Genomic DNA, 22,276 nt, shown 5'->3' on the forward strand with positions numbered 1-22,276 from the left:
GAGCCTTTATGTGATCGTCTTCTGAGTTCTTGTGAAGTGCCCATGAGAAACCCCTTAACCTGTCTTTTCACTGAGAGATTCTATGAACAGCTGCGAGGGCGGGCAGGGGCGGGAAACTGCCTGAACGCCCCTTTCGCGACGCACCTTTCGTCCTCTCCGCACCCTTCATTCCATGAAGTTTCTATGTATTGATCGAACCGTTGAACACCATGACCGTGTGAGACGTTTTCCTTTGGAATCAGGCTTTGTTTCGAGCCTGAGACACAAATCACGAGAGCGGGTGCATCTTAATGCGGAGTTTCCTCAGGCCGGCTGCTGGGCTTACCTGCCTGTTTGCCATGGCAGTCACGGGGTGCTCCTCGGGCTCCGGCGGCACGTCGGACGCGGCGCCCGCACCGTCGAAGAAGGCGTCGGCGTCCGCGAGCACGGCCGACGGCTCGGCGGAGTCCGGCACGTCGTTCGCGCCCTACGTCAGCGCGACGGAGGCCGCCGGCACGGACGCCGCCGGGTCGCCCTCGACGTACAACCTGGCCTTCGTGATCGCCGACGGCAGCAGCTGCACGCCGGCCTGGAACGGGACGGACGCCGTCGGCAGTTCGACCGTGAAGTCCCGGATCTCCAAGCTGAAGGAGGACGGTGCGACGGTCCGGGTGTCCTTCGGCGGGGCCTCCGGCAAGGAGCTGGCGACGACGTGCTCCAGCGCGACGAAACTCGCCGCCGCGTACGGCGCCGCGCTGGACGCCGCGGGCTCCACGCAGGCCGACTTCGACATCGAGGGCGACACGCTCGCCGACTCCGACTCGGTCGCGCTGCGGTCGGAGGCGATCGCGCTGCTCCAGAAGGAACGGCCGGACCTGGAGGTCTCGTTCACCCTCCCCGTGATGCCGTCGGGGCTCGACTCGGACGGCCTCGCGTTGCTGGAGTCCGCGAACAAGTACGACGTGCAGGTCTCGACGGTCGACATCATGACCATGAACTACGGCGAGTCGTACGACGGGGACATGGGCGACTACGCGGTCACCTCGGCGAAGGCCACGCAGAAGCAGCTGAAGACGGTGTTCGGGCTGTCGGACGCGGGGGCGTGGGGCGGGATGGCGCTGACCTCGATGATCGGGGTGAACGATGTCGACGGGGAGACGTTCACGCTGTCCGACGCGAAGGATGTGCGGGCGTTCGCGGAGGAGGAAGGGGTCGCGTGGGTGTCGATGTGGTCGACGTTCCGGGATGTGCAGTGTGAGAGCGGTACGGATGACGACGACGCAGCGACGAACTGCAGCGGGGTTTCTCAGAGTTCCGGGGCGTTCGGGGAGGCGTTGGCCGGTTGAGTGTCGGCTGCGGGTGGGTGGGGGCTGGTCGCGCCCACGCGGCGGAGCCGCACATCGATACAGCCCCGCGCCCCCCAAAAACAGGTCGGACTAGCGCCGTCTGTGGACCAGGCGCCCCGCGCACACCGTGGCGATGCACTCCCCCGTCTCGTCGAATACCGCCAGGTCTGCTCTGGTGGTCTCGGTGAGGTGGGGTCGAGGGGCGTGGGGCAGTACCAGGACCTCGTTGCGGGCGGCCGCGGCTCGGAGTTCCGGGGAGTCGGTGTGCCGGTCGAGGACGGCCGTCGCGCCCGTCTTCAGCACCGCGTGTACGCGTTCCCGCGGTGTCGGGGCGTCCGGGAGGGCGTGTTCGTGGACGCGCGCCGGGCCGAGTACCCCGGGCCAGTTCCGCACCCGGGCGCCCGGGAAGCGCTCCAGCAGGTCCGCCCGGGTCCCCACCGCGGTGATCCGGTCGCCCTCGACCACGACGGCGCCGTCCTCGATGGCGGCACCGTCCCAGTCGCGGCGAACCTCGACCGCGGCGTGAATCGTCAGCACGGCCGGGTCAGTTGGCGCTGAGCAGCTTCAGCTCGGGGTGGGCCGTGCCGCCCTCGATGGCCGTCGAGGAGATGTGGGACATCACCCGCTCGTCGACCGGGTCGTTCGCCGGGTCGTCGTGGACCACGAGGTGCTCGTACGTGGTGGCGCGCTGCGCCGGGACGCGGCCCGCCTTGCGGATCAGGTCGATGATCTCCAGGCGGTTGGAGCGGTGCTTGGCACCGGCGGAGGAGACGACGTTCTCCTCCAGCATGATCGAGCCGAGGTCGTCCGCGCCGTAGTGCAGCGAGAGCTGGCCGACCTCCTTGCCGGTGGTCAGCCAGGAGCCCTGGATGTGGGCGATGTTGTCCATGAAGAGGCGGGCGATGGCGATCATCCGCAGGTACTCGAAGAGCGTGGCCTGCGTGCGGCCCTTCAGGTGGTTGTTCTCGGGCTGGTAGGTGTACGGGATGAAGGCGCGGAAGCCGCCCGTGCGGTCCTGGACGTCCCGGATCATGCGCAGGTGCTCGATGCGCTCGGCGTTGGTCTCGCCGGTGCCCATGAGCATGGTCGAGGTGGATTCGACGCCCAGCCTGTGGGCGGTCTCCATGATCTCCAGCCAGCGCTCGCCGCTCTCCTTGAGGGGCGCGATGGCCTTGCGGGGGCGTGCGGGGAGCAGCTCCGCGCCGGCGCCCGCGAAGGAGTCCAGGCCGGCCTCGTGGATGCGGGTGATGGCCTCCTCGACGGAGACGCCGGAGATCCGGGCCATGTGCTCGACCTCGGAGGCACCCAGGGAGTGGATCACCAGCTGCGGGAACGCGTCCTTGATCGCCTTGAAGTGCTTCTCGTAGTACTCGACGCCGTAGTCCGGGTGGTGGCCGCCCTGGAACATGATCTGGGTGCCGCCCAGCTCGACCGTCTCCGCGCAGCGGCGCAGGATGTCGTCGAGGTCGCGGGTCCAGCCCTTGGCGGTGTCCTTGGGGGCCGCGTAGAAGGCGCAGAACTTGCACGCCGTGACGCACACGTTCGTGTAGTTGATGTTCCGCTCGATGATGTACGTCGCGATGTGCTCGGTGCCCGCGTAGCGGCGGCGGCGCACGGCGTCGGCGGCGGCGCCCAGCGCGTGCAGGGGGGCGTCACGGTAGAGGTCGAGCGCCTCCTCGGGCGTGATGCGTCCGCCCGCCGCGGCACGGTCGAGGACAGACTGGAGGTCGGCCTTCTCGGTCACCAGGGCTTTCCCTTCGGCAGGGGTCGTGGACGGACCCCGCCAGCCTACGCCAGCCGCTGCGCCGGCCTCTGCGGCAGGTCGGCCTCGGTCCTGCCGAGCACGATCTGGTCGAAGAGGGCGCCGCCGCCGTCGGTGCGCACGCCGAGCTGGGTGATCTTCTTCAGCCTGCCGGTGCTCGCCGCCCACAGGTCCACGCGGACGGTCCGCCAGCCGCCGGCCGGGAACTCGGCGGCCGGGACCGTGATCTGGGTCAGCAGGGTGTCGGGGGACCCCCACTTCGAGATTCCGGCGTTGACACCGAAGTACTGGTTGTCGCCGTCCGCCTCCGGGCTGCCGCCGGGCCCCAGCCGCAGGCCGATCCCGGTGGTCCCGGCGCCGAGCGCCTTCCAGGCGAACTGCAGGTACCGGTACTGGCCCGGGGCACTCGGGTGCTCCCTGATCTCGAAGTTCCAGTCGTGCATCGTGTCCAGGAAGAAGTGGCCGTGCCGGATGGGGTACTGGGCGTCCGGCAGCGCCACGGGCACCCGCAGGCACCGGTGACCGGCGTACGCGCCGCCCTCCTGGATGTCGACGACGTACGGGCTGGCGGGCAGGAGATCCTCCACGTCGTCCACGCGGTCGTCGAAGAGGACGGCGAGGCCGTTGTTCTCCACCACGTCCCGGTGGGAGGGGCCGAGGACCCTGCCGTGGAGGACGAGTTCACCGAGCCGGAGATTGCCGGCCGGCCAGGTGGAGCCGCCGGTGGTGACGAACCGGAAGCGTCCGGAGTGCAGCGGCGGCTCGATGGCGTGACTGTGCAGGGCCTGGTCGGAGAGGAGCATCGGACCGTCCCGCCAGGCACCGGCCCGGGCGTCCCACCACTGGAGCAGGACGTCCCGCAGCCAGGACTCGGGGTGCGCGGGGTCCTCGGCGATCGTGACGCCGGTCAGCTCCAGCTGGTAGCGGAAGGTGTCCACCGTGAAGAGGAAGCGGTGGTCCGAGCCGGTGGCTCCCATGCCGTTCAGGAGGGTCCGGTTCAGCCACGGTACGGCCGGCGGATCGGCGCTGCCGTCGGTGAGGAGGCCGAAGACCTCGTTCGGGTCCTGGGTCATGCCACGGTCCGGATCGACCGTCCTCATGCCGAGATAGGCGTGCGTCTGCACCAGGAGGTTCGGGGTCAGCGGGTAGGCCTCGGACCGCGCGTTGCCCCACTCCGCCCGCACCACCGGCACCGGGTCGGGGGCCTGCAGCTTCGGCCGGATGTCCGTCTCCTCCGGGACCAGCCGGGTCCGCCAGCGCTCCTCCAGGTCGGCGTCGTAGCGGATCACCGTGCCCGTCCAGGTGGCCACCAGCAGGTCGCCGTCGGGCAGCCAGGCCGGCACCGGGAGGGCGCGCAGGTCGGTCGCGGTCAGCAGGGTCCCGTCGCGTCCGAGTACGGACAGGGTGCCCAGCTCGCTGCCCACGGCGATCCGGGTGGAGCCGGGCGAGACTCCCGGGCGGCGCAGGAAGTCGTCCCCGGTGTACGTCCACAACAGCCCGCCCGCGGTGTCGAAGGCGCGGAGCTGGTTGCCGGTGGTGACGACGAGGAAGGAGCCGTCGGCCGAGAGGGAGACCTCGCTCGCCGCGGTGGGCAGGGTGTTGGCCAGGGTGCCGTCACGGATCACGAGGACCCGGCCGCCGTCGGCCTCGGAGGCGATCACGGCCGTACGCCGGTCACCGCTGACGGCCGCGGCGCCGAAGGCCCCGCCGAGGCTCCCGTTCTCGGTGGTGGCGAAGGTCCACAGGGTGCGGCCGTCCGCCGTGGAGAGGCCGGTGACGGTGTCGTCGGCGAAGGTGATCAGGGTGTCGTCGTCGAGGGCGAGGAGGCGCAGCGGGGTGCGGCGGTGCTGCTCCCACCAGGGGTGCGTCCACTTCTGGTGCCCCTCCTCGTCCCACACCGCGAGGCCCAGGTCGCCGCAGGAGGCGGTCCACGAACCGCCGGGCGCCACCGCGAAGTTGCTCAGCCCGTAGTCGTAGCCCCACTCGCTCTTCGACCAGTCGGTGGCCTTCTTCGGCAGGCCGAACAGGGCGTACCGGCGCTGTGCCCGTCCGGCGGGGTCCAGCTGGTAGAGGTGGTAGCCCTCGGCCGAGCCGAGGTCGAAGCCCTGGACGGCGAAGCCGTCGGGGCGGGCGACGGGGGCGTAGGCGAAGTGGTGGCCGACCCGCTGCCGCCAGCGGGTGCGGCCGGTGGCGAGGTCGAGGCCGTAGAGGTTGTGGTCCCAGTCGAAGGTGTTGAGGGCGGCGGTACGGCCGTCCGCGGCGACCGCGATGTCCCGGACGTGCGGGCCGAACCCGTCCTCGGAGGCGGTCGGCAGCGGCTCGTGCAGCAGCGGGACGATCGCGTAGAGCCGGGCCGGTACGGTCCGCAGGTCCGCGGTGAAGACGCCGTCGAGCAGCGCGACCGGTGCGCCGGTGAGCACGTCGACGACCTGGTGCAGCAGGGGCAGCCGCACCTTCAGCCTGGCCTGCACGGGCAGCCGTTGGGCGCAGAGCAGCCCCACCCGCCAGGCGGTCTCCGGCTCCCAGTCGGGCATCGTGTTGTTGACGGCCCAGATGTACGTGATGTCCCCGGCCGTCCGTTCGCTGAGCAGCACCTCGGGGTTGTCGCACTCGGCGACCGGCGGGACGGCGGCCAGCGCCCCGGCGACGGCGGCGCCCTGGGCCAGGAAGGCGCGGCGCAGACGGTAGTAGGAGGTGTCGTCGCCCTGCCAGGCCGGTTCCCGCTGGAGGTCGACCTGGTCGAAGCCGAAGCCGAGCGGGTGGAAGGCGGTCAGGTACTTGGGGTGGCAGGTGGCGTCGGCGTACACGTTCGCGCGCACCGCCTGGAGTGCCTCGTCCAGTTGCGGATCCAGGTCGACCTTCTGGCCCACGAGGAGTACGGCCTGGTAGCCGCGCAGTACCTCTGCGGTGGCGTCCTCGGTGAAGACGAAGGACGCGGGGCGGTGGGCGTACAGGCAGGCGTTGTAGGCGTCGTAGAGGCCGGCGAAGTAGAGGCTGGCGAACCAGCCGCCCTCGTTGGTCTCCAGGCGCAGCATCCGGGTGGAGACGACGATCGCGACCCGGTCGGCGGAGCGGGCGCCCGCGACGGCCGGGGCGAGGCGGGCGATCAGGTCGAACGCGGCGCGCTGGACCGAGGTCTTGCCCGCCCCTCCGGAGCGCGGCTCGCCGCGCCGCCAGCCGCTGCCGCCGGTGCGTTCCGCGTAGGCGGCGACCGGTTCGACCTGGCGGACGCCCTCGTCGGGGACCAGGCCTGTGCCGTTCGGGCCGCGCAGCACCTGCTGGAACAGCGTCGGAAGGATCATCCCGCCGGTGCCGTCGTCGTTGGACAACTCCGGGTGGCCCCAGACCGGTTTGCCCGGCCGCCGGTAGAAGTCGACCATGTGGGCGGTGGCCAGCATCACCTGGATCTGCTCGCCCTGGTAGTGCAGGTCGACCTCGTCGGCCTCGGCGAACAGCACCGGGGGCACGGTCTGGGGCTGCCGGTAGGGCGGGGTGAGGGCGGTGGTCAGGGCGCTGGTCAGGGCGGTGGTCAGGCCAGGGGGCAGGCCCGGGGCCGTGTCGTCGAGCGCCTTGCGGAAGTCCTCCGCCGCGGTCGGCTTCAGCCTGATCGAGCGGTCGGTCACGGTGTCGAGCACGGGCGCCCAGGTGGGATCGCCGTCGGCGATGGCCTGCAGGCGGTCGTTGTACTCCGTCCGCTCCGCGTCGCTCTCCGCGGCGGCCACGCCCACCGGGCCGTTCCACCAGTTGGCGCCCCAGGTCCAGCCGCGGAAGGCGGCGTAGGTGGCGAGCCGGTCGGTGGTCGTCGTGAGGTCGTTCACCAGTTTCGGCAGGTCACGGGACTCGTAGTTCTTCGGCCAGTCAAGCGGCAGGAAGGCGTCGTTGTAGAGGAGCACCGCCTGTTCCTCGATGCCGTACGCGCCGTAGCCGGCGATGGTCCGGCGGCCCACGTCCTCGAAGACGGCCTTCTGCCAGTGGACCGCGGCCGGTGACTTCTTCAGCCTGTCGACGATCTCCCCGTCGGCGTCGTAGTCGGCGGAGAAGGTGTCACCCCAGTTCACGCCGAGCCGGTCGACGGCGAGGTTGAGGCCGAGCGCCCGCATCCTGGCCAGGTGGGCCTGGACCAGGTCCGGCAGGTCGGCGAAGCGCGGCAGCCGGGCGGTGGCCGGGTCCTTGGGGACCTCGCGGGGGTCGATCGGGAAGCAGGCGTGGTTGGGGGCGTAGATGTCGGAGTACAGGGTGAGGTGGAAGTCCGGCCTGGTGGCCAGTCCCGGCCCGATCTCCAGGTACTGCGGGGCGACGGTGAAACCGGCCGGCGCGTCCGCGTCGACGACGTACCGTCCGGGCTCCAGGGCCGCGGTGGTCTCGGGGCCGATGTCCAGCCGGCCGGCGCCCGTGGTGTCCAGGTGGACGGCGTCCCACTCCCTGATCTCGGACCCCGCCCGGGTCAGCACGACCCGTACGGCGGTCGGCAGCGGCACCCCCGCGGCCGCCCGCGCCGCGATCGCGACGGTGACGGCCTCGCCGCGGCCGTAGTGCAGGCGGTTGAAGCCGACCGGCGGCTTGTCGACGCCGTCGCGGTCCTTGTCGACACGGCAGCTCATCAGGGACAGCGAGCCCCGCTCGGCGCCTTCCGGGCGGATCTCGACGATGCCGTCGAGGACGTACTCGGACACGCGTCCGCCAACGTCCGGCGACACCCGCACCTGGTACAGCCCGCGGGCGTCTGCGGGCGGGGTCACCGCGCCGCCGGACAGCGGGAGTTCGGTGAACTCCGGCAGGCCGAGCGGGCGCAGCCAGACCCGGAAGCGCGGCCGGCCGGCCCAGCTGCCCGGGGTGTGGGTGACGGTCAGCGGCACGGGCCGGCCGGCGGTCCACACGTCGGCGTCGTACTGCACGCTCAACCGCTCGACGTCGGCCGGCACCTGGCCGAGCGCGGTGCCCGTGCCCTGGTGCGCGTCGTACACCTCGACCAGGCAGAACGGGTCGTTGCGCTTGACGTGGTACTTCTTGTCGCGCAGGCGCAGGTGCTGCACCTCGTGGCCGTCGTCGGGCAGCGCGATGGTGCCGGGTGCCCACGCCTTCTGTCCCAGACTTCCGCGCTGGTAGACCCGCAGCTCCTGCCTGCCCCGGCCCTGGACGATCACATGGAGTTCGCCGTCCTCGTTCGCGTCGAAGCCGCCGAAGAGCCCGCCCGAGACCCTGACCTCGTCGCACCAGAGGAACTGCCCGCTCAGATCGGTGGCGCAGAGGACGCCGGACGCGCCGTTCCCCGCCTTCGACCACGCGGTGTAGATGCGGTCGGCGCCCTCCGCCACGCGCAGGCCGACCGCCGTCTTGTTCGAGACGGCTTCCTGCGGCAGTCCGGTGAGGGGGATCTCCTCGCTCAGGGTGGCGTCGGGGTTCAGCCTGAGCACGCGCCGCCGGTGCTGGTCGAGGGCGTAGAAGGTGCCGGACGCGGCGGCTTCGAGTCCGGAGGGCGAGGTGTAGCCGAGGGTGTCGTCGGCGGCGAAGTCGTCGTAGTGGCCGAGTTCGGTGAAGTCGGCGTCGTAGAAGACGATCCGGTGCGCGAAGTGGTGCTCCGCGACGGCGATCACCCCGGCCGCATTGGCCGTGACGGCCAGGGCGGCGGCGCCGACCCGGACGAAGCGGCGGGAACCGTCCGGGCCCAGCCGCAGCAGCCGGCCGTCCGGGGCGCCGCCGGTGACCAGGTAGCGGTTGCCGTCCAGGCCGTACCCCAGTTTCAGGTTCGGTACGTCGAAGACGGGGTGGTACCGGGATACGACCTGCTCGATCTTCCTTGCGCTTGCGCCCACTGCGGCTCTCCCCCGCTCGCGCCGATCGCGGCTCACCCGCGGCTCACCCGCGGTTCATGACTGGCGCGGGCCTGCCTCAGCATCGCCACGTCCGCCGGAACCGCACAATCACCGCACGGGGCGAGCGGTCGAACGTCTTTGCGTACTACCGGAGTGCTACGCCGTGTACGCCCCCACCAGCAGCCCGGCGAACGCCCCCGCGATCAGGAACGGCCCGAACGCGATCGCCGTCTTGCGCCCGGCCCGCCGTACGACGACGAGCGCACCGCCGTACAGGGCACCGAACAGGAACCCGGCGAAGGTGCCGAGCAGCACGGTGGGCCAGCCGTACCAGCCGAGGACGGCGCCCGCGCCGAGGGCCAGCTTCACGTCGCCGAAGCCCATGCCGCCGGGGTTGACGAGGAAGAGCACGAAGTAGGCGCCGCCGAGGGCGAGGGCCGCGTAGAGCGAGGTGAACCAGTTGCCGGCGTGCTCGGGGAGCAGGGCGGTCACGCCGAGGAGGGCGAGGGCGGCGGCCGCGAGGGGGAGAGTGAGGGGGTCGGGGAGGCGCTGGACTCGGAAGTCGACGACCGCGAGGAGTACGCCGACGGGTGCCAGGAGCAGCCAGACGACCAGCTCCGGGCGGGTACCGGTGGCGAGGGCGAGGGCCAGGGCTGCGCAGGCGGTGGCCGACGCGAGGGTGAGGGGGGTGGGGGTGGGTGCGGGTGCGTGGGTGGTTGCGGTTTTGGTGTTCCCACCCGCACCACCCGTGACAGTCTCGTCGTCGGGTGCGGGTGGCCCCTGTGGGGCGTCCTCGCCGTCGGCGACCGCGGATCCGTCAGCGGCCGCGGATCCGTCAGCGGGAGCCCGTCCGTCGTCCGGGGCCCGTCCGTCGTCGCGGGTCTGACCTTCGTCGGGAGCCTGTCCGTCCTCGCGGGCCTGTCCGTCCTCGGGGACCTGTCCGTCCTCGCGGGCCTGTCCGTCCTCGGGGACCTGTCCGTCGGCGCGGGTCCGTGTGGTGGTTGTGCAGGTGCTGCAGGGGGCGGGGCCCAGCCAGCCGGTGACGGGGTGGCCGGCTGGGCAGCGGGTGTGCCACTGCTCCCCCGCCGGTGCCGAGAAGCGGTATGCGGCGCGGGGCAGCAGGGCGCCGGTCGTCGCGCCCCAGAGGGCGGCGGCGGCCGGGAGGGCGAGGTCCAGGGCGGTGGTCATCCGGTGGCGGCGGCGCTGTCGCGCCAGGTCGGGAGGAGTTCGTCGAGGAGGGCCTCGGTGCGCGGGGGCAGGCCGCGCGCGCCGCTGCGGGTGATCAGGTCGGCGGCGAGGGCGCGCAGCCGGTCCGGGTCGCCGGTGGCATGCGTGGCGCGCAGCAGCTCGTTCCAGAGGCGCTCGTCGGCCGGGGCCGTCCGCAGGGCCGCGCCGAGCGCCTCGATCGCCTTCTCCGCGCGGTCCTTCTCCAGGTGGAACGCGGACAGCGCGAGGCCGATGTCGGCGACGAGCAACGGGAGCTGGGCGTCGATGATCTCGTGGGTGAGCCAGCGGTAGCGGCCCTCCGCGCGGTCGGCGAGCAGCGGGCCCCGCACCAGGACGAGCGCATCGGTGAGGAGGCGGCCGCGGACCGCGCGGCTCTCGGCGCCCTTGCCCTGGGTCGCCTCGTAGTAGAGGGAGCGCAGCACGTCGAGGTCGGAGACGACGGACTTGGCGAGCGTGAGGCGGCCGGCCGCGTCGGCGCGGAGCCGGGGGCTGCCGTCGGGGTCCGTGCCGAGCCAGCCGCGCAGCCGCTCCAGGAGCGCGTCGCGGACGTCCTCCGTGACACCCCGCGGCCACAGCGCGGACGACAGCACGCGCGGGTGCACGCCCTCGCGGTGCAGGAGCAGGAGGGCGAGGGCCTCGTGGAGGAGGGGGCTGCGGTCCCCGTCGGGGGTGTCCAGGCCGATGATCTCGTACGGGCCGACGAGCCGTGCGTACACCGCGGGGCGGCCCTGCTCGCTGATGTCGACGAGGAACGGCGGGGTGGTGGTGGGCCCGTCGGGGTCGCGCTCGGGGTCGGCCTCCACGAAGAGTTCGACGACCGCGCGCTGCTGGACCGCGGGCAGCAGCTGGGCCTGGAGTTCGAGGCCGAGGAGCGGGGCGAGCAGCCTGCCGTCCGGGGTGATCTCCATCGCCCAGGCGGCGCCGGGCAGGTCGTCGCGCTCGCTGCCGACCAGGTAGCCGATGCCGAGCCGGGCCGCGTCGGCGGCGAGTTCGGCGAGGCGCACGGCGTCCTCGGCGGACGGCTGGGCGGCGAGCAGGACGAGGTTCGGCGCCCAGCGGGTGTGCTGGGCCGGGCCGGTGCGGCCGGTGAGGACCGAGTCGTGCCCGGCGGCACCGAGCGCACCGCGCCGCTGCCGGGTCTCCGCCTCCATCGTCTCGAACAGCGCCTCCACGTCGTCGAGATGGCGCAGCCGGTTGGGGGCGAGCGGGGTGAGGTCCGCGCCGAAGCCGACGAGGGTGATGGTCATCCGGTCCGACCAGCCGTTGGTGGCGAGTTCGGCGGCGACGGAGGCGAACACGGCGGCCCGGTCGGCCTCGCGGCCGCTCAGCGAGACGATGCCGGGCACGGCCTCCAGGTTGAGCAGCAGCCGCGAGTCGTCCATGGTGCCGAGGCTGACCAGACCGGGGTACGGGGCGGCCGCGTCGGTGTCCTCGTAGCGCTCGGCGTCCGCGCGCGACAGCGTCCAGAACGTCTGGTCCTGGCCGAGCTGCCAGGGCGCCGGGGGCTTGCCGGCCGGCTGGGCGAGCTGCAGGTGCAGGTCGCCGTGGCTGAGCCAGGCCGCGTAGACGACGGGCAGGGAACGGGACTCGGCGGTGAGGGCGGCGGCGAGACCGCGCAGCGACCGGTCGAGCTGTCGTACGCCCTCCGGGTCGGCGCCGACCAGCAGCGCGTCCTGCACGTCCTGGGCGTCGCCGGCCGGGATCGGCGGCTCCATGCCGCGGCGGCCGCCGACGGCGCCGAGCGCCGACTGCCACAGGGCCTGCCGGCGCCGGCGGCCGAGGGCGGCGAGCAGGCCGGCGGCGAGCAGCGGCGCGCCGAGCAGCGCCTCGGACAGGCCGAAGGAGGAGTCGCCGGAGTTCTCCCGGGCGTGCGCGGCGGGGGTGCCGGTGTCGCCGGCCTGGCGCTGTGCGGGCACGGTGATCTGGGCGGTGGCCCCGTCCCCGCCCGCCTGCTGTCCGCCGCCCTGCTCCTGGTGCTGGGCGTGGTCGCCGGTCTGCGCGTGGTCGCCGGTCTGCGCGTAGTCGCCGATCTGCTGCCGGACCTCCGGCGAGACGTGCGCGTCGGGGTTCGCGACGAGTTCGCCGCCGTGCGCGTCGCCGGGCATCTCCATGATCCAGCCGGGGCGGATGAGGCTGGCCTCGGAGAGCCGGGAGCCGTCGGGCTGGATGCGGTCCTTGTTGAGCTCGTAGATCTCCTTGTACCGGCGGCCGTCGCCGAGGTGGCGCTGCGCTATCTCCCACAGGGAGTCGTGGTGGCGGCCCTCGGGCGGCTGGATCCGGTAGTACTTCGTGGCCCCGTGCGTGGCGGTGGAGCCGCCCTGTTCGGCCTGGGCCGCGGCGTGGCCGGCCTGCTCGGCGAGGGCGGCGGCGGTGCTCTTCGCCTGCTCCTGCTGCTGGGCGAGGATGCCGGGGGTCGCCTGGGCGGTGGCCACCGTGCCCTTCTGGTTGCCCTCCAGGCTGTGGCCGAGCTGGGAGAGACCGGGGGTGAAGCTGGCGGCGGTGGCGCCGACCAGCAGCAGCGCGGCGACGAGCTGACGGGCGAGCAGCTGGCTGGGTCCGGCGCCGGGGACCCGGCCGGGCAGGCCGACACCGGAGAGGGCGGCCTTGACCTCCACCAGCACGCAGGCCGTGAACTGGGCCCAGGCCAGCCACACGATGACCGTCAGGGTGTTCAGGAACACGTCGACGCCGATCGGCTGCGACAGCCAGTCCATGCTGGGCGCGCTGCGCGGCAGGGGCCAGCCGACGGTCACGGCGAGGGCGCCGGGGACGCCGACGACGAGGACCAGCAGCGCCACGAAGGCGAGGAACGCCTTGACGACGTCCCCGAACGTGCGCCGACGCAGCCGCACCGGCTGCGGGGTCCGGTTCCGCGGACCCGACGGGGCGGTGCCCGTCGGCCTTCCCGTCGAGCTTGATGTGCTGCGTCGCGCCATGGCGGGTGTCCCGGGGTCGTGTGTGGAAGGAGTGGGCCGGGGGCGCATCGAGCCAGCCGAGGTCCCCTTGACGATCCTATTGACTGGCACCGACAGCGTCGAAGGGGTAGAACGACCAACCGCCGCCCGAATTCTCCGCTTTGGCCAACGTGCACCCCATAGGCCGGAGTTACCGCCACCCGACCTGCGCACACTCTCTCCACGCGGCCCACACGGCCCACACGGCCCCTCAGCCGCCGACCCGCAGCGAGGACAGCAGGAAGCGGGCGAGCGCGGAGGTCGGGAAGCTGATCGCCGCCACGCCCTCCTCCGCGCGGAGTTCGACGACCGTGCGGGAGTCGCCGTACGGGCGTACGTGCACGTTGCCGAGCACGGCCGGGCCCGCCAGGCCCTCCTCCAGCAGGGCCCGCGCGAAGGTCCAGGTGACCTCCTCGCCGTCCAGGGAGATCCACGGCGGGAAGACGAAGTGCACGGCCTGCGGGTCGGCAGAGGTGTAGCGGAGTGTCGCGGGGACCGCCACCTCCTGCTCGTCGGCGGTGAGCAGGCGGGCGCCGGTGGGCTGCTCGAGCGTGATGGGCACGGATCGTCTCCGGGGGTGCGTGATGGGCCGTCGTACAAGTGAGAGCGCTTGGCGACGGGTTCATTACGCCGGAAACACAAGCGACTTGAGTGACATGTGTCACTTTCGGGTGTGCTTGAAACTTTGCTTGAAAGTTTCGTCATCTACGCTGACAAACCTTCTCCCGCCCCTGAGCCGGCAACTGGAGCGTTCCGCCATGCACGACGGTTCCTCTGCAGTGATCAGCACCACCGCCTACGCCCGGATCTACGAGGAACAGCAGCCGCGGCTCGTCGCGTACGCCCGCTCCCTCACCCGCAACGCCTGGGTCGCCGAAGACCTGGTCGCCGAGGCGCACTTCCGGGTCTGGCGGCGGCTGGCCGAGGGGCACGAGATCGACAACGTGTCGGCGTACCTGACGACGACCGTCCGGCATCTCGCCTACGCCGCGAACGGTGCCGTGCGCGAGACGCCCCGCGACCCGCACGAGGACGAGCAGGCCGAGCCCGGCCGGCACGGCGAGGACCCCGCCGAGCACGTCTCCTCCGTCGATCTACTGGTGCGTGTCCTGGGCCAGTTGCCCGAACGCTGGGTCAAGGCCCTCTGGCTGGCCGAGGCGGAGGGCCAGCCGCTGGCGCAGATCGGGCCGCAGCTGGGCACGAAGGAGGGTGCCACCGCCGTCCTGCTGCACCGCGCCCGGGAGGGGATGCGGCAGGCCTTCCTGCGCACCCAGACCGGGGCCCCGGACGACCCCGCCTGCCAGGTCCACTGGAGCCGGATGCCCGCCTACGTGCGCGGCACCGCGACGGAACGCCAGTCCGACCGGCTGCTCGGCCACGTGGACACCTGCGCGGACTGCCGGACCCGGCTCGCCGCCCTGATGAGCGCCAACGACCGGCTCCCCGCCCTGGTCGGCCCGGCCCTGCTGGTGTTCGCGGTGGGCGGCACGGCCGGCAAGTTCCTGCTGACCCTGACCGCCGCCGGAGCCTCGGCGGCCGGCCACGCGGGCGGCGGCGGCGCGGGGAGCGGGCTGCTGCACGGCGTACGGCAGGCCACCGGTGTCGCCGGCACGAAGGCACCGGTGATGGTCGCGGCGGCGGGCGCGGTGGCGGCCGGTGCGGCGGCGCTGGTGCTGATACTCGGCCCCGGCCAGTCCGCCTCCGTCCCCGCCCGGACACCGGTCGCCGACGCACCGGTGGCACAGGCACCGGTGGCCGGACAGCCGGTGACCCCGACGGGCACGCCCGCCACGCGACCGACGGTGACACCGGATCAGGGCGACGGGGAGACGGTACGGCCGCAGGCCACGGACGACGGCGGCGCGGGCGAGGGCGGTCCCGCGGCGGTCGTCTCCTCGCCCGGGCCGACGACGCAGCCGCCGTCGGGCAGCGACGGCGACGGCTCCACGGCGGAACCCGGTGGGAACACCCCCGGGAACGGCGACAGGAGCAGCACTCCCCCCGCACCGACGGAGCCGACCCCGCCCGCCCCACCGACGGCCTCACCCCCCACTCCCCCGGCACCACCGACCCCGCCCACCGAACCGACCCCGCCCACCGATCCCACACCCCCGTCGGACCCCCCACCCGTCACGGACCCCGCCCCGACACCGGCCGACCCGGACCCGGTCACCCCACCTGATGAGGACTGCCCACCCCGGCACAAGCACCGTGAAGGGGCGCGGGGAACTGCGCAACCAGCCACGACGGCGCCGCAGACGAACGACGGCGTGTAACGGCCGTTCCAGCGGAGCGCTCCGCGGCTAACCGACCTCGTTCTCGGCCGTAGCCTCGCCGTGCACCACGATCGCCCCGCCGTAGAACATCCCCGTGAAGACCGGCTCGTACGTCAACTGGACCTCGACCTGCACCTGTTGGGCGTCGGCGGCAGTGCAGTGGGTGCCCGCGACGTCGGCGGTGGACATGTCCATCTCGCGGGCGAAGGTCTTCACCCGGGCGTCGCAGTCCTGGAAGTTGATCGGCGCCTCGCCCTGGTTCTCGTACAGCTTCTCCAGGTCGATGTCCTGGGCCGCGTAACGGGCCGCCTGTTCCGCGATGTCGGCGGCCCGTTCCCGCTTGGAGATGGACAGGCCGCCGTCGATGACGAACGCCGACAGGGAGATGAAGACGAGGGCGAAGATGATGACCGCGCCCGCCCCCGAGCCCCGGTCGTCGAGGCGGAGCCGACGCGCGGTCCACCAACTGCGCAGCACCGCAAGGCTCATGCCGCCCTCCGGAACGGGTCGAGGGGCGAGGAGAACGTCGAGGACAGGGTCGTCGGGATGTCCAGGCCCAGCATGGCCAGCCCCCGCACCCGGCAGCTCACCTGGACCGTGAAGATGCCGCCGGACTCGAACCCCGCGCTGGTCTGGACGACGGAGACCGGCCCCGAGCAGACGTCGGACAGGTCCGCGTCGGCGGCCTTCTGCGCCTCCGACATGGCCGTGGCGTGGTCCTTCTGGATGGACCCGGCGCGGGCCGCGTCCCGCGCGGCGCCGTCGATGGCCCCGCGCCCGTCGACGAGCTGGCCGAAGGCGACCAGGACGAGGATGAACAGGATCATGACCGGGGCGAGGATGACGACCTCGACGGTCGACAGCCCCCGGTCGTCGTCCAGCGCTCTTCTCTCCACGGCGGACATCTAGTTCTTGTCCTCCACGAACCGCTCCACCGGCCCCGCGGACCGTGCGTGCACCGTCAGGTCCAGGCCCGGGAACACCGTCGGGATGCGGGCCGTGATCTCGACGCCGACCGTGGTCTGCTCCGGCTGGAGCATCTTCACGTCGGGCGACAGGACCAGCTGCGGCCCGAGTTGCCTGATGTAGGAGTCGACCACGTCCTGGGCCTCGCCGCGCCAGGCGCCGGGCTCCGCGTCGGCGGTGGCGCGGGCCTTGCGGGCGCCGGCCTGGGCCGCCGCCTGGGCCACGTGGTCCGCGAAGAAGTACAGCGCGAACTGCACCGTCGCGAAGATCATGAAGAACAGGACAGGGGTGAGGAACACGAACTCGATCGCGGTCATGCCCGAGTCGCCGCGCGCGGCCGCCGCCCGGCGGCGTACCCAGCCGCGCAGGCCTCCGTTCACGCCCGCAGACATCGCCGTCACCCCCGTCACCCCGTCACCCCCGTCGTGGTCGCGCTCGTCCGCTCAGCAGGTTCCGCTGGCGTTGGCGCCCTTGATGCAGTTGCCGACCTTGTTGGCGCCGTCGCTCAGCGCCGCGTTGATGATGGCGGCCACCACGCCGACGATCGCCACGACGACCGCCGAGATGATGACCCACTCGACGGCGGAGGCACCGCGGTCGAGTTCGCCGGAGCGGGCGCGCTGCACGCGGGCCTGCAGGAAGGTGACCAGGAAGTCCATCGCCGGGATCCCGGTGCTGAAGTTCCGTGTGTTCATGATGACTTGTCCTCTCGAAACAGCAGTTGGCGAAGGTTCTCTACGAAGCTCGGGTCAGCTCGGGTCGGCTCACACCTGGAACACCCGCATCGCCGCCGGGAAGATCAGGAAAACCAGGAAGCCGGCGCACAGCAGCAGCTGGGCGACGAGCATCGACTGGGACTTCTCGCCCGCGCTGCCCTCGATCTCGGCGAGTTCGCGGTGGCGCATGGTCTCGGCGCGGGAGGCGAGGGACTCGCGGACCTTGGCGCCGTCGTCCGCGACCAGGGCGAGGGAGGCGGAGAGGTCCTTGAGCTCCTCCACGCCGAGTTCCTCGCCGAGCGCGCCGAGCGCCTGCCACTGGCTGACGCCGGTGATGCGGGCGTCGGCGAGGGCGTTGCGGATGCGCTGGTTGGCCCAGCCGTCGGAGACCTCGGCGGCCGCCATCAGGGCCTCGGGCAGGCCGCGGCCGCCGGCGAGGCTCATCGACACCAGGTCGAGGTACGCGCCGATCACGCGCCTGAGGTCCCGGCGCTTCTCGGCCGCGTCCCGTCGTATCTCCAGGTCGGGCAGGAAGAAGAACAGGGCCGCGCAGGCCAGGGCCAGCCAGACCGGGATGACCGGGTTGTGGCCGAAGCCCATCGTGTAGACGACGGCGAACAGGAACGGCCCGAAGATCAGGCCGGCCGCCGCGAGCAGCACCTTGGTCGCCAGGAACTTCTCCCAGCTGCGGTCCAGGACGGCGAGGTCGGCGCGGAGCGAGCGCTGTTCCCAGCCCTGCTGCCGGTAGAACTCGGCGACCCGCTCGCCGACCTCGGCGCGCAGGGTGCCGAGCCGGCCGGTGTCCTGTGTCTGCCGCGCCGACTCGTAGGCCGCGCCGCGGGCCCGCATCGCGTCGATCCGGGCGACCTGGGAGACCGCGCTGCGCCGGGACGGCATCAGGGCGCGGATCAGGACGTAGACGCCGAGCCCCAGGGTCACGCCGACGAGAATCGGCATCGTGAGGTTCACCGGCGTACTCCATCCTCGGTGGGCAGCGTCTGCTGACCGACCGGACCGGGCTGGCCGGGCTGGCCGGGCTGGCCGGGAGCGGTGCGGGGCGGCCGTACGAACTGCACGGAGGACTGGTCGCGGACCAGGAACCGCTCCGGCGTCTCGATGGTGGACAGCTTGCGCAGCCACCAGAAGCCGAGCGCGAACAGCCCGCAGACCAGGGCGAGGACCAGCTGGCCGACGGCGGTGCCGTACGGCGAGACGAAGTCGCGGTTGAAGACGGCGAGGCCGAGGACGAACGCGACCGAGACGGCGACGACGATCTGCACCGAGCGCCGGGTGGACGCCCGCTGGGCCATCACGCGCTGGCGCATGTCCACTTCCTCTCGCGACGACTTGGCCAGCGCGCCAAGGACCTGGCGCAGACCGGGGCCGCGGAGGCGGGCGTTGAGGATGAGCGCGGCCACGATGATGTCGGCGGAGGCGTCGTTGATCTCGTCGGCGAGGTGCTGGAGCGCGTCGGGCAGCGGGGTGCGGGCGCGCAGCCGGTCGACGAGGGCGTCGAGGTGCGGCCGCAGGATCGGTGCGGCGGCGCGGGCGGAGGCCGGGATGGCCTGCTCCAGGCCGACCGCGCCGGCGATCGTGTCGCGCAGCGACTCGGTCCAGGAGGCGAGCGCCTCCACGCGCTTCATCGCGGCCCGCTCCTCGGCGGCGCCGCCGAACAGCTTGTCCCAGAAGAAGACAAGGACGCCGGCCGCGATGCCGGCCACCGCCCAGCGGGTCAGCAGCAGCACGACCAGGCCGATGATGGCGGCCAGCGAACCGCGCTGTCCTGCGAACCGGATGAGCTCGGCGGCCCGTTCGTTCGCCTTCTGCTTCTCGTGCTCGGGCTTGGCGGGCAGGCCACGGACCGCGAGGATCAGCAGCGCGAGCCCGCCGCCGACGGCGACACCGCAGCCGAGGCCGTACAGGACCGAGGTGGAGAAGAGCCCGCCCATGGAGCCCAGGGAGGCGAAGGGGTTGAGGTTCATGTCATGTCACCCCCACGCCCCGTGCGGCTGGTAGCCGTAGGCCATCAGGTCCTCCAGGCAGGCTATGGGCGCATGCGGGACGATGCGGCCGTCGGGGGCCTCCGCGAACACCTCGCTGGACAGCACCCGGCCGTCCACGCCGTTGACCTCGCGGACCGAGGTGACCATGCGCTGGAGGCGGCCGCCGGTCTGGTAGTTGTTGCGCCGCTGGATGAAGACGACGAAGTTCACCGCGCCCGCGATCAGCATCTGGCTGGCCTCGATGGGCAGCCGCTCGGAGGCCTGGAGGGCGTAGGTCGAGATGCGGTTGAAGACCTCGCTGGAGCTGTTGGCGTGGATCGTGGACAGCGAACCGTCGTTGCCCTGCGACATCGCGTTCAGCATGGTGACGATCTCGTCGCCGAGGACCTCGCCGACGATGACCCGCGAGGGGTTCATACGCAGCGACCGGCGTACCAGCTCCGCCATGCTGATGGTGCCCTGCCCCTCCGAGTTGGGCAGCCGCTCCTCGAACGCCACCACGTTGGGATGCAGATCGTGGAAGGTGTCGAGCCCGAGCTCCAGGGCCCGCTCCACGGTGATGAGCCGCTCGTGCGGCGGGATCTCATTGGCAAGCGCACGCAGCAGGGTCGTCTTGCCGGCGTTCGTGGCCCCCGCGATCATGATGTTCTTGCGGGCGCGGACGGCGCAGGCCATGAAGTGCGCCACCTCGGGCGTGAGCGTCCCGTTCCCCACCAGGTCGGAGATGAAGACCTTGCCCATGCGGGCGCGGCGGATGGAGAGCGCGGGCCGCCGGGTGACGTCCATGACGGCGGAGAGCCGGGAGCCGTCGGGAAGGCGGAGGTCGAGCTGCGGGTTGGCGGAGTCGAACGGCCGCGACGACAGACCGGAGTAGGCGCCGAGGACCTGGATGAGCTCGATGAGCTCCTCGTCGGTCTCCGCGACGGGATCCCCGACGGCCTCCCGTCCGTCGCTGAACCCGACGAAGACCTGGTCGCACCCGTTGATGTCGATGTTCTCGACGTCCGGGTCGTCGAGCAGCGGCTGCAGCCGTCCCACGCCGAACAGCGCCGCGTGCACGGCGGCCGCGTACTGTTCCTCGGTCTCCGCGTCCAGCGGGGTGCGCCCGGCGTTGATCTCCGCGCGGGCGTACTCCTCCAGGATCTGGGCTATGACCGCGCGGGCGTACTGCCGTTCGTCCTCGGTGGACATCGGCGTCACGCCGGACGTCTGGTCCTGCCGGCGCTGCTCGGCGATCCGGTCGCCGGCGTCCTGCCGGAACCGCTTGACCAGCTGGTGGTCGACAGCGGTCACCGGCCGGCCCCCGCGTGGGGCGCCTGCGGCGGTACGGACGCCGGTACGGTCCAGGCGGCGCCGTACTGCTGGTGGAGGTCGGCGGTGACCTTGCGGGCCGAGCGGATGAGCAGCGACTTGTCGAGGCGCCCGCGCTTGCGGCCGGCCAGCTGGTCGGCGCCGGCCGGGTCGTCGGCGATGGTGCCGACCACGCGGGCGCCGGTCTGGGCGTGCACGAGCATGTCGTTGACCTGGTTGACCAGCTTGCCCGAGCTGGACGGGTCGGCGACCAGGACGACCCCGATCAGCGGGGTGGCGAGGGCGGCGGCACCGCGCGGACCGCCGTGCAGCTTCTGCGCGAGGGCGGCGGCCCGGTCCCGGACCCGGGCGAGCGACTCGGGCTCGGTCCGCGCGACGAGGAGCACGAGCGCCGCGTGCGGGAACATCTCCACGGCCGGGGTGTCGCCGCTGATCCGTCCGCAGTCGGCGATGACGTCGGCCGGGGCGTTCGGGGAGTCGGCGAGGGCGGCGAAGGCGTGCCCGAGGGTGGGCCACAGCCCGGCGAGCCCGGCCGCGTGCTCGGCTATCCCGAGCCCGACGAGCACTTCGAGACCGCCGCTCAACGGCTGCACGTGGTCCCAGAGTTGGTCCGGTACGAGCCCGCGTCGCGCCGTGGCGGCGATGGACAGCATGCCGGTGTTCGGGTTCAGCGGTCCGCCGTGCGCGGCGGCACTGCGGTAGACCAGGTCGCCGCCGGCCGGGTCGGCCTCGGCGAGCAGGACCCGGCGCGGCCAGACCGCGGCCAGCGCGACGGCCGCGGTGGTGACGCCGGGGGAGCCCTTGTCGGCGGCGATTGCGATGAGCGCCATGGGGTGGGGGCCGCCTTCTAGTTGCCGTTGCCGGATACGCCGGGTACAAGGACGAGGGCGACCTCGCCGTTGGACGCGGCGTCCGCCAGCTCGGCCGCCTTGTCGCTGTCGACGGTGAGCGTGATGGCGTAGTTGGTGCTGGCAGTGAAGTCCGAGCTGCTCTTGTCCGCCGGTACGGCGCTGACCTTGGCGTCGCCCGTGATCAGCGAGTCACTGCCGGAGGAGGACGAACTGCCGGAGGACGAACCGCCGGAGGAGGAGCCACCGGTGACGCGGTAGGCGGCGACGGTGTCGCCGATCTCGATGCCGGACGGGTACTGCCCCTCCTTGAGGGCCAGGCCGACCGTGGACTTTCCGGCGGGAAGCTTGCTGCCGCTGCCGAACATCTCACCGACGGCGACGGCACCGGCCGGGATGGTGCTGACGGCCTTCAGCTTCTTCAGGCTCTGCAGCTGGGACCACCGGACGTAGTGGATGCTGGAGTCGTCGGCGACCATCACGGAGGTCACGTTGCTTCCGGTCACCGACGAGCCGGCCGGAATCTCCTGTGTGATCTTGATGACCTCGATCCGCTTGCCGGCCTGCAGCACGAGCGTCGTCGCTCCCAGCGCGCCGAGCAGGATCAGCAGCACGGCGAGCGCGGCCAGGGCGGGCTTGCGCTCACGCGGCGCGGTGGGAAGCCGGTCACCGACCGAAGGCTGAGCCGGACCGGCGGAACGACCGGCGCCCGCCCCCGTACGCTCTTGGATCTTCACGCAACCGCTCCCCGTTACAGCCAAGACAGTGTCTGTCAAGAACTCTGAAAACCTGTCAACGCTCGTCGCCCTGCCCACCGGCACAGCGAAAGCGGACACTCCACACCAATCACCCCGAACCAGCCAAATACTCGGCCGCGGGGTGAGTGTCAAGCGCTCGCACCGTATCAGCCGCACATAAGCCCCTCAAGGCGCAGCCGGACTCCTTGACCTCACCGAAATCGTCGTTGCGATCTGCAACGGCGGTGACCTGTGCGGCGGTTGGGACTCTGGACACAGCAAGGGACGCCGAAGTGTGCGCCGGTGAATCCTCCCCGTCCCGATCGCGGCCGGTCGAT

General features: G+C 72.2%; 17 protein-coding genes. 2 read left to right on the plus strand and 15 right to left on the minus strand.

The window, feature by feature from the left end; all coding sequences use genetic code 11:
* The first annotated feature begins 290 nt into the window (after positions 1–290).
* Positions 291–1,325, plus strand: coding sequence for a chitinase (locus ACIQVL_RS14835; RefSeq protein ID WP_403433781.1), 1,035 nt, complete (start codon positions 291–293; stop codon positions 1,323–1,325).
* A 90-nt stretch (positions 1,326–1,415) separates the two neighbouring features.
* Here ACIQVL_RS14835 and ACIQVL_RS14840 read toward each other — a convergent pair whose 3' ends face one another.
* The 6 genes from ACIQVL_RS14840 to ACIQVL_RS14865 all read right to left on the minus strand — a co-directional run bounded on the left by ACIQVL_RS14840 (position 1,416) and on the right by ACIQVL_RS14865 (position 13,643).
* Positions 1,416–1,862, minus strand: a complete 447-nt coding sequence (locus tag ACIQVL_RS14840; protein WP_403475456.1) for an imidazolonepropionase-like domain-containing protein — start codon at positions 1,860–1,862, stop codon at positions 1,416–1,418.
* A 7-nt stretch (positions 1,863–1,869) separates the two neighbouring features.
* On the minus strand, positions 1,870–3,069 hold the full coding sequence (gene mqnC, locus ACIQVL_RS14845) for a cyclic dehypoxanthinyl futalosine synthase (RefSeq protein WP_403372572.1): 1,200 nt from the start codon (positions 3,067–3,069) through the stop codon (positions 1,870–1,872).
* 44 nt (positions 3,070–3,113) lie between these two features.
* Positions 3,114–8,900 carry a WD40 repeat domain-containing protein gene (locus ACIQVL_RS14850; protein ID WP_403475457.1) on the minus strand — a complete coding sequence of 1,929 codons (5,787 nt, stop codon included), beginning with the start codon at positions 8,898–8,900 and terminating at the stop codon, positions 3,114–3,116.
* A gap of 156 nt (positions 8,901–9,056) precedes the next feature.
* Entirely contained in the window at positions 9,057–10,088 is a 1,032-nt protein-coding gene (locus ACIQVL_RS14855) for a prepilin peptidase (RefSeq protein WP_403475458.1), read from the minus strand.
* A complete protein-coding gene (locus ACIQVL_RS14860) occupies positions 10,085–13,063 on the minus strand; it encodes a BTAD domain-containing putative transcriptional regulator (RefSeq protein ID WP_403433774.1) in 2,979 nt (992 codons plus the stop codon). The genes ACIQVL_RS14855 and ACIQVL_RS14860 overlap by 4 nt, the downstream gene beginning before the upstream one ends.
* Positions 13,064–13,292: 229 nt before the next feature.
* Positions 13,293–13,643, minus strand: coding sequence for an SsgA family sporulation/cell division regulator (locus ACIQVL_RS14865; RefSeq protein ID WP_403372580.1), 351 nt, complete (start codon positions 13,641–13,643; stop codon positions 13,293–13,295).
* Between the two features lie 196 nt (positions 13,644–13,839).
* Here ACIQVL_RS14865 and ACIQVL_RS14870 point away from each other — a divergent pair, with 196 nt between their 5' ends.
* Positions 13,840–15,357, plus strand: coding sequence for a sigma-70 family RNA polymerase sigma factor (locus tag ACIQVL_RS14870; RefSeq protein ID WP_403475459.1), 1,518 nt, complete (start codon positions 13,840–13,842; stop codon positions 15,355–15,357).
* A gap of 27 nt (positions 15,358–15,384) precedes the next feature.
* Here the strand turns inward: ACIQVL_RS14870 and ACIQVL_RS14875 are convergent, their stop codons facing one another.
* The 9 genes from ACIQVL_RS14875 to ACIQVL_RS14915 form a co-directional block, all read right to left on the minus strand.
* Positions 15,385–15,846, minus strand: a complete 462-nt coding sequence (locus ACIQVL_RS14875) for a TadE/TadG family type IV pilus assembly protein (protein ID WP_403433770.1) — start codon at positions 15,844–15,846, stop codon at positions 15,385–15,387.
* Positions 15,843–16,262 (minus strand): TadE/TadG family type IV pilus assembly protein, encoded by a 420-nt coding sequence (locus tag ACIQVL_RS14880; RefSeq protein WP_403433768.1) that lies wholly within the window; start codon positions 16,260–16,262, stop codon positions 15,843–15,845. The genes ACIQVL_RS14875 and ACIQVL_RS14880 overlap by 4 nt, the downstream gene beginning before the upstream one ends.
* Positions 16,263–16,715 carry a TadE family protein gene (locus ACIQVL_RS14885; protein ID WP_403433766.1) on the minus strand — a complete coding sequence of 151 codons (453 nt, stop codon included), beginning with the start codon at positions 16,713–16,715 and terminating at the stop codon, positions 16,263–16,265.
* A gap of 51 nt (positions 16,716–16,766) precedes the next feature.
* Entirely contained in the window at positions 16,767–17,018 is a 252-nt protein-coding gene (locus tag ACIQVL_RS14890) for a hypothetical protein (RefSeq protein ID WP_403433764.1), read from the minus strand.
* A gap of 69 nt (positions 17,019–17,087) precedes the next feature.
* A complete protein-coding gene (locus tag ACIQVL_RS14895) occupies positions 17,088–18,008 on the minus strand; it encodes a type II secretion system F family protein (RefSeq protein ID WP_403433761.1) in 921 nt (306 codons plus the stop codon).
* The gene (locus ACIQVL_RS14900; RefSeq protein ID WP_403475460.1) at positions 18,005–19,021 is read right to left on the minus strand and encodes a type II secretion system F family protein; all 1,017 of its coding nucleotides are present in this window, start codon (positions 19,019–19,021) and stop codon (positions 18,005–18,007) included. Before ACIQVL_RS14900 ends, ACIQVL_RS14895 begins: the two co-directional genes overlap by 4 nt.
* A gap of 6 nt (positions 19,022–19,027) precedes the next feature.
* A complete protein-coding gene (locus tag ACIQVL_RS14905; RefSeq protein WP_403433758.1) occupies positions 19,028–20,335 on the minus strand; it encodes a CpaF family protein in 1,308 nt (435 codons plus the stop codon).
* On the minus strand, positions 20,332–21,183 hold the full coding sequence (locus tag ACIQVL_RS14910) for a hypothetical protein (RefSeq protein ID WP_403475461.1): 852 nt from the start codon (positions 21,181–21,183) through the stop codon (positions 20,332–20,334). The genes ACIQVL_RS14905 and ACIQVL_RS14910 overlap by 4 nt, the downstream gene beginning before the upstream one ends.
* A 17-nt stretch (positions 21,184–21,200) precedes the next feature.
* Complete coding sequence (locus ACIQVL_RS14915; RefSeq protein ID WP_403433754.1) at positions 21,201–21,938, minus strand: hypothetical protein; 738 nt, start codon at positions 21,936–21,938, stop codon at positions 21,201–21,203.
* Between the last annotated feature and the right edge of the window lie 338 nt (positions 21,939–22,276).

Source organism: Streptomyces sp. NPDC090499, from assembly GCF_044769305.1.
In the GTDB taxonomy this organism is placed as follows: Bacteria; Actinomycetota; Actinomycetes; order Streptomycetales; family Streptomycetaceae; genus Streptomyces.

Excerpts from the sequence above, each read along its gene's own strand:
- ACIQVL_RS14835 (WP_403433781.1), top strand. The coding sequence starts at position 291 with ATGCGGAGTTTCCTCAGGCCGGCTGCTGGGCTTACCTGCCTGTTTGCC.
- ACIQVL_RS14855 (WP_403475458.1), bottom strand. The coding sequence starts at position 10,088 with ATGACCACCGCCCTGGACCTCGCCCTCCCGGCCGCCGCCGCCCTCTGG.
- ACIQVL_RS14860 (WP_403433774.1), bottom strand. The coding sequence starts at position 13,063 with ATGGCGCGACGCAGCACATCAAGCTCGACGGGAAGGCCGACGGGCACC.
- ACIQVL_RS14870 (WP_403475459.1), top strand. The coding sequence starts at position 13,840 with ATGCACGACGGTTCCTCTGCAGTGATCAGCACCACCGCCTACGCCCGG.
- ACIQVL_RS14875 (WP_403433770.1), bottom strand. The coding sequence starts at position 15,846 with ATGAGCCTTGCGGTGCTGCGCAGTTGGTGGACCGCGCGTCGGCTCCGC.
- ACIQVL_RS14880 (WP_403433768.1), bottom strand. The coding sequence starts at position 16,262 with ATGTCCGCCGTGGAGAGAAGAGCGCTGGACGACGACCGGGGGCTGTCG.
- ACIQVL_RS14885 (WP_403433766.1), bottom strand. The coding sequence starts at position 16,715 with ATGTCTGCGGGCGTGAACGGAGGCCTGCGCGGCTGGGTACGCCGCCGG.
- ACIQVL_RS14890 (WP_403433764.1), bottom strand. The coding sequence starts at position 17,018 with ATGAACACACGGAACTTCAGCACCGGGATCCCGGCGATGGACTTCCTG.
- ACIQVL_RS14900 (WP_403475460.1), bottom strand. The coding sequence starts at position 19,021 with ATGAACCTCAACCCCTTCGCCTCCCTGGGCTCCATGGGCGGGCTCTTC.
- ACIQVL_RS14910 (WP_403475461.1), bottom strand. The coding sequence starts at position 21,183 with ATGGCGCTCATCGCAATCGCCGCCGACAAGGGCTCCCCCGGCGTCACC.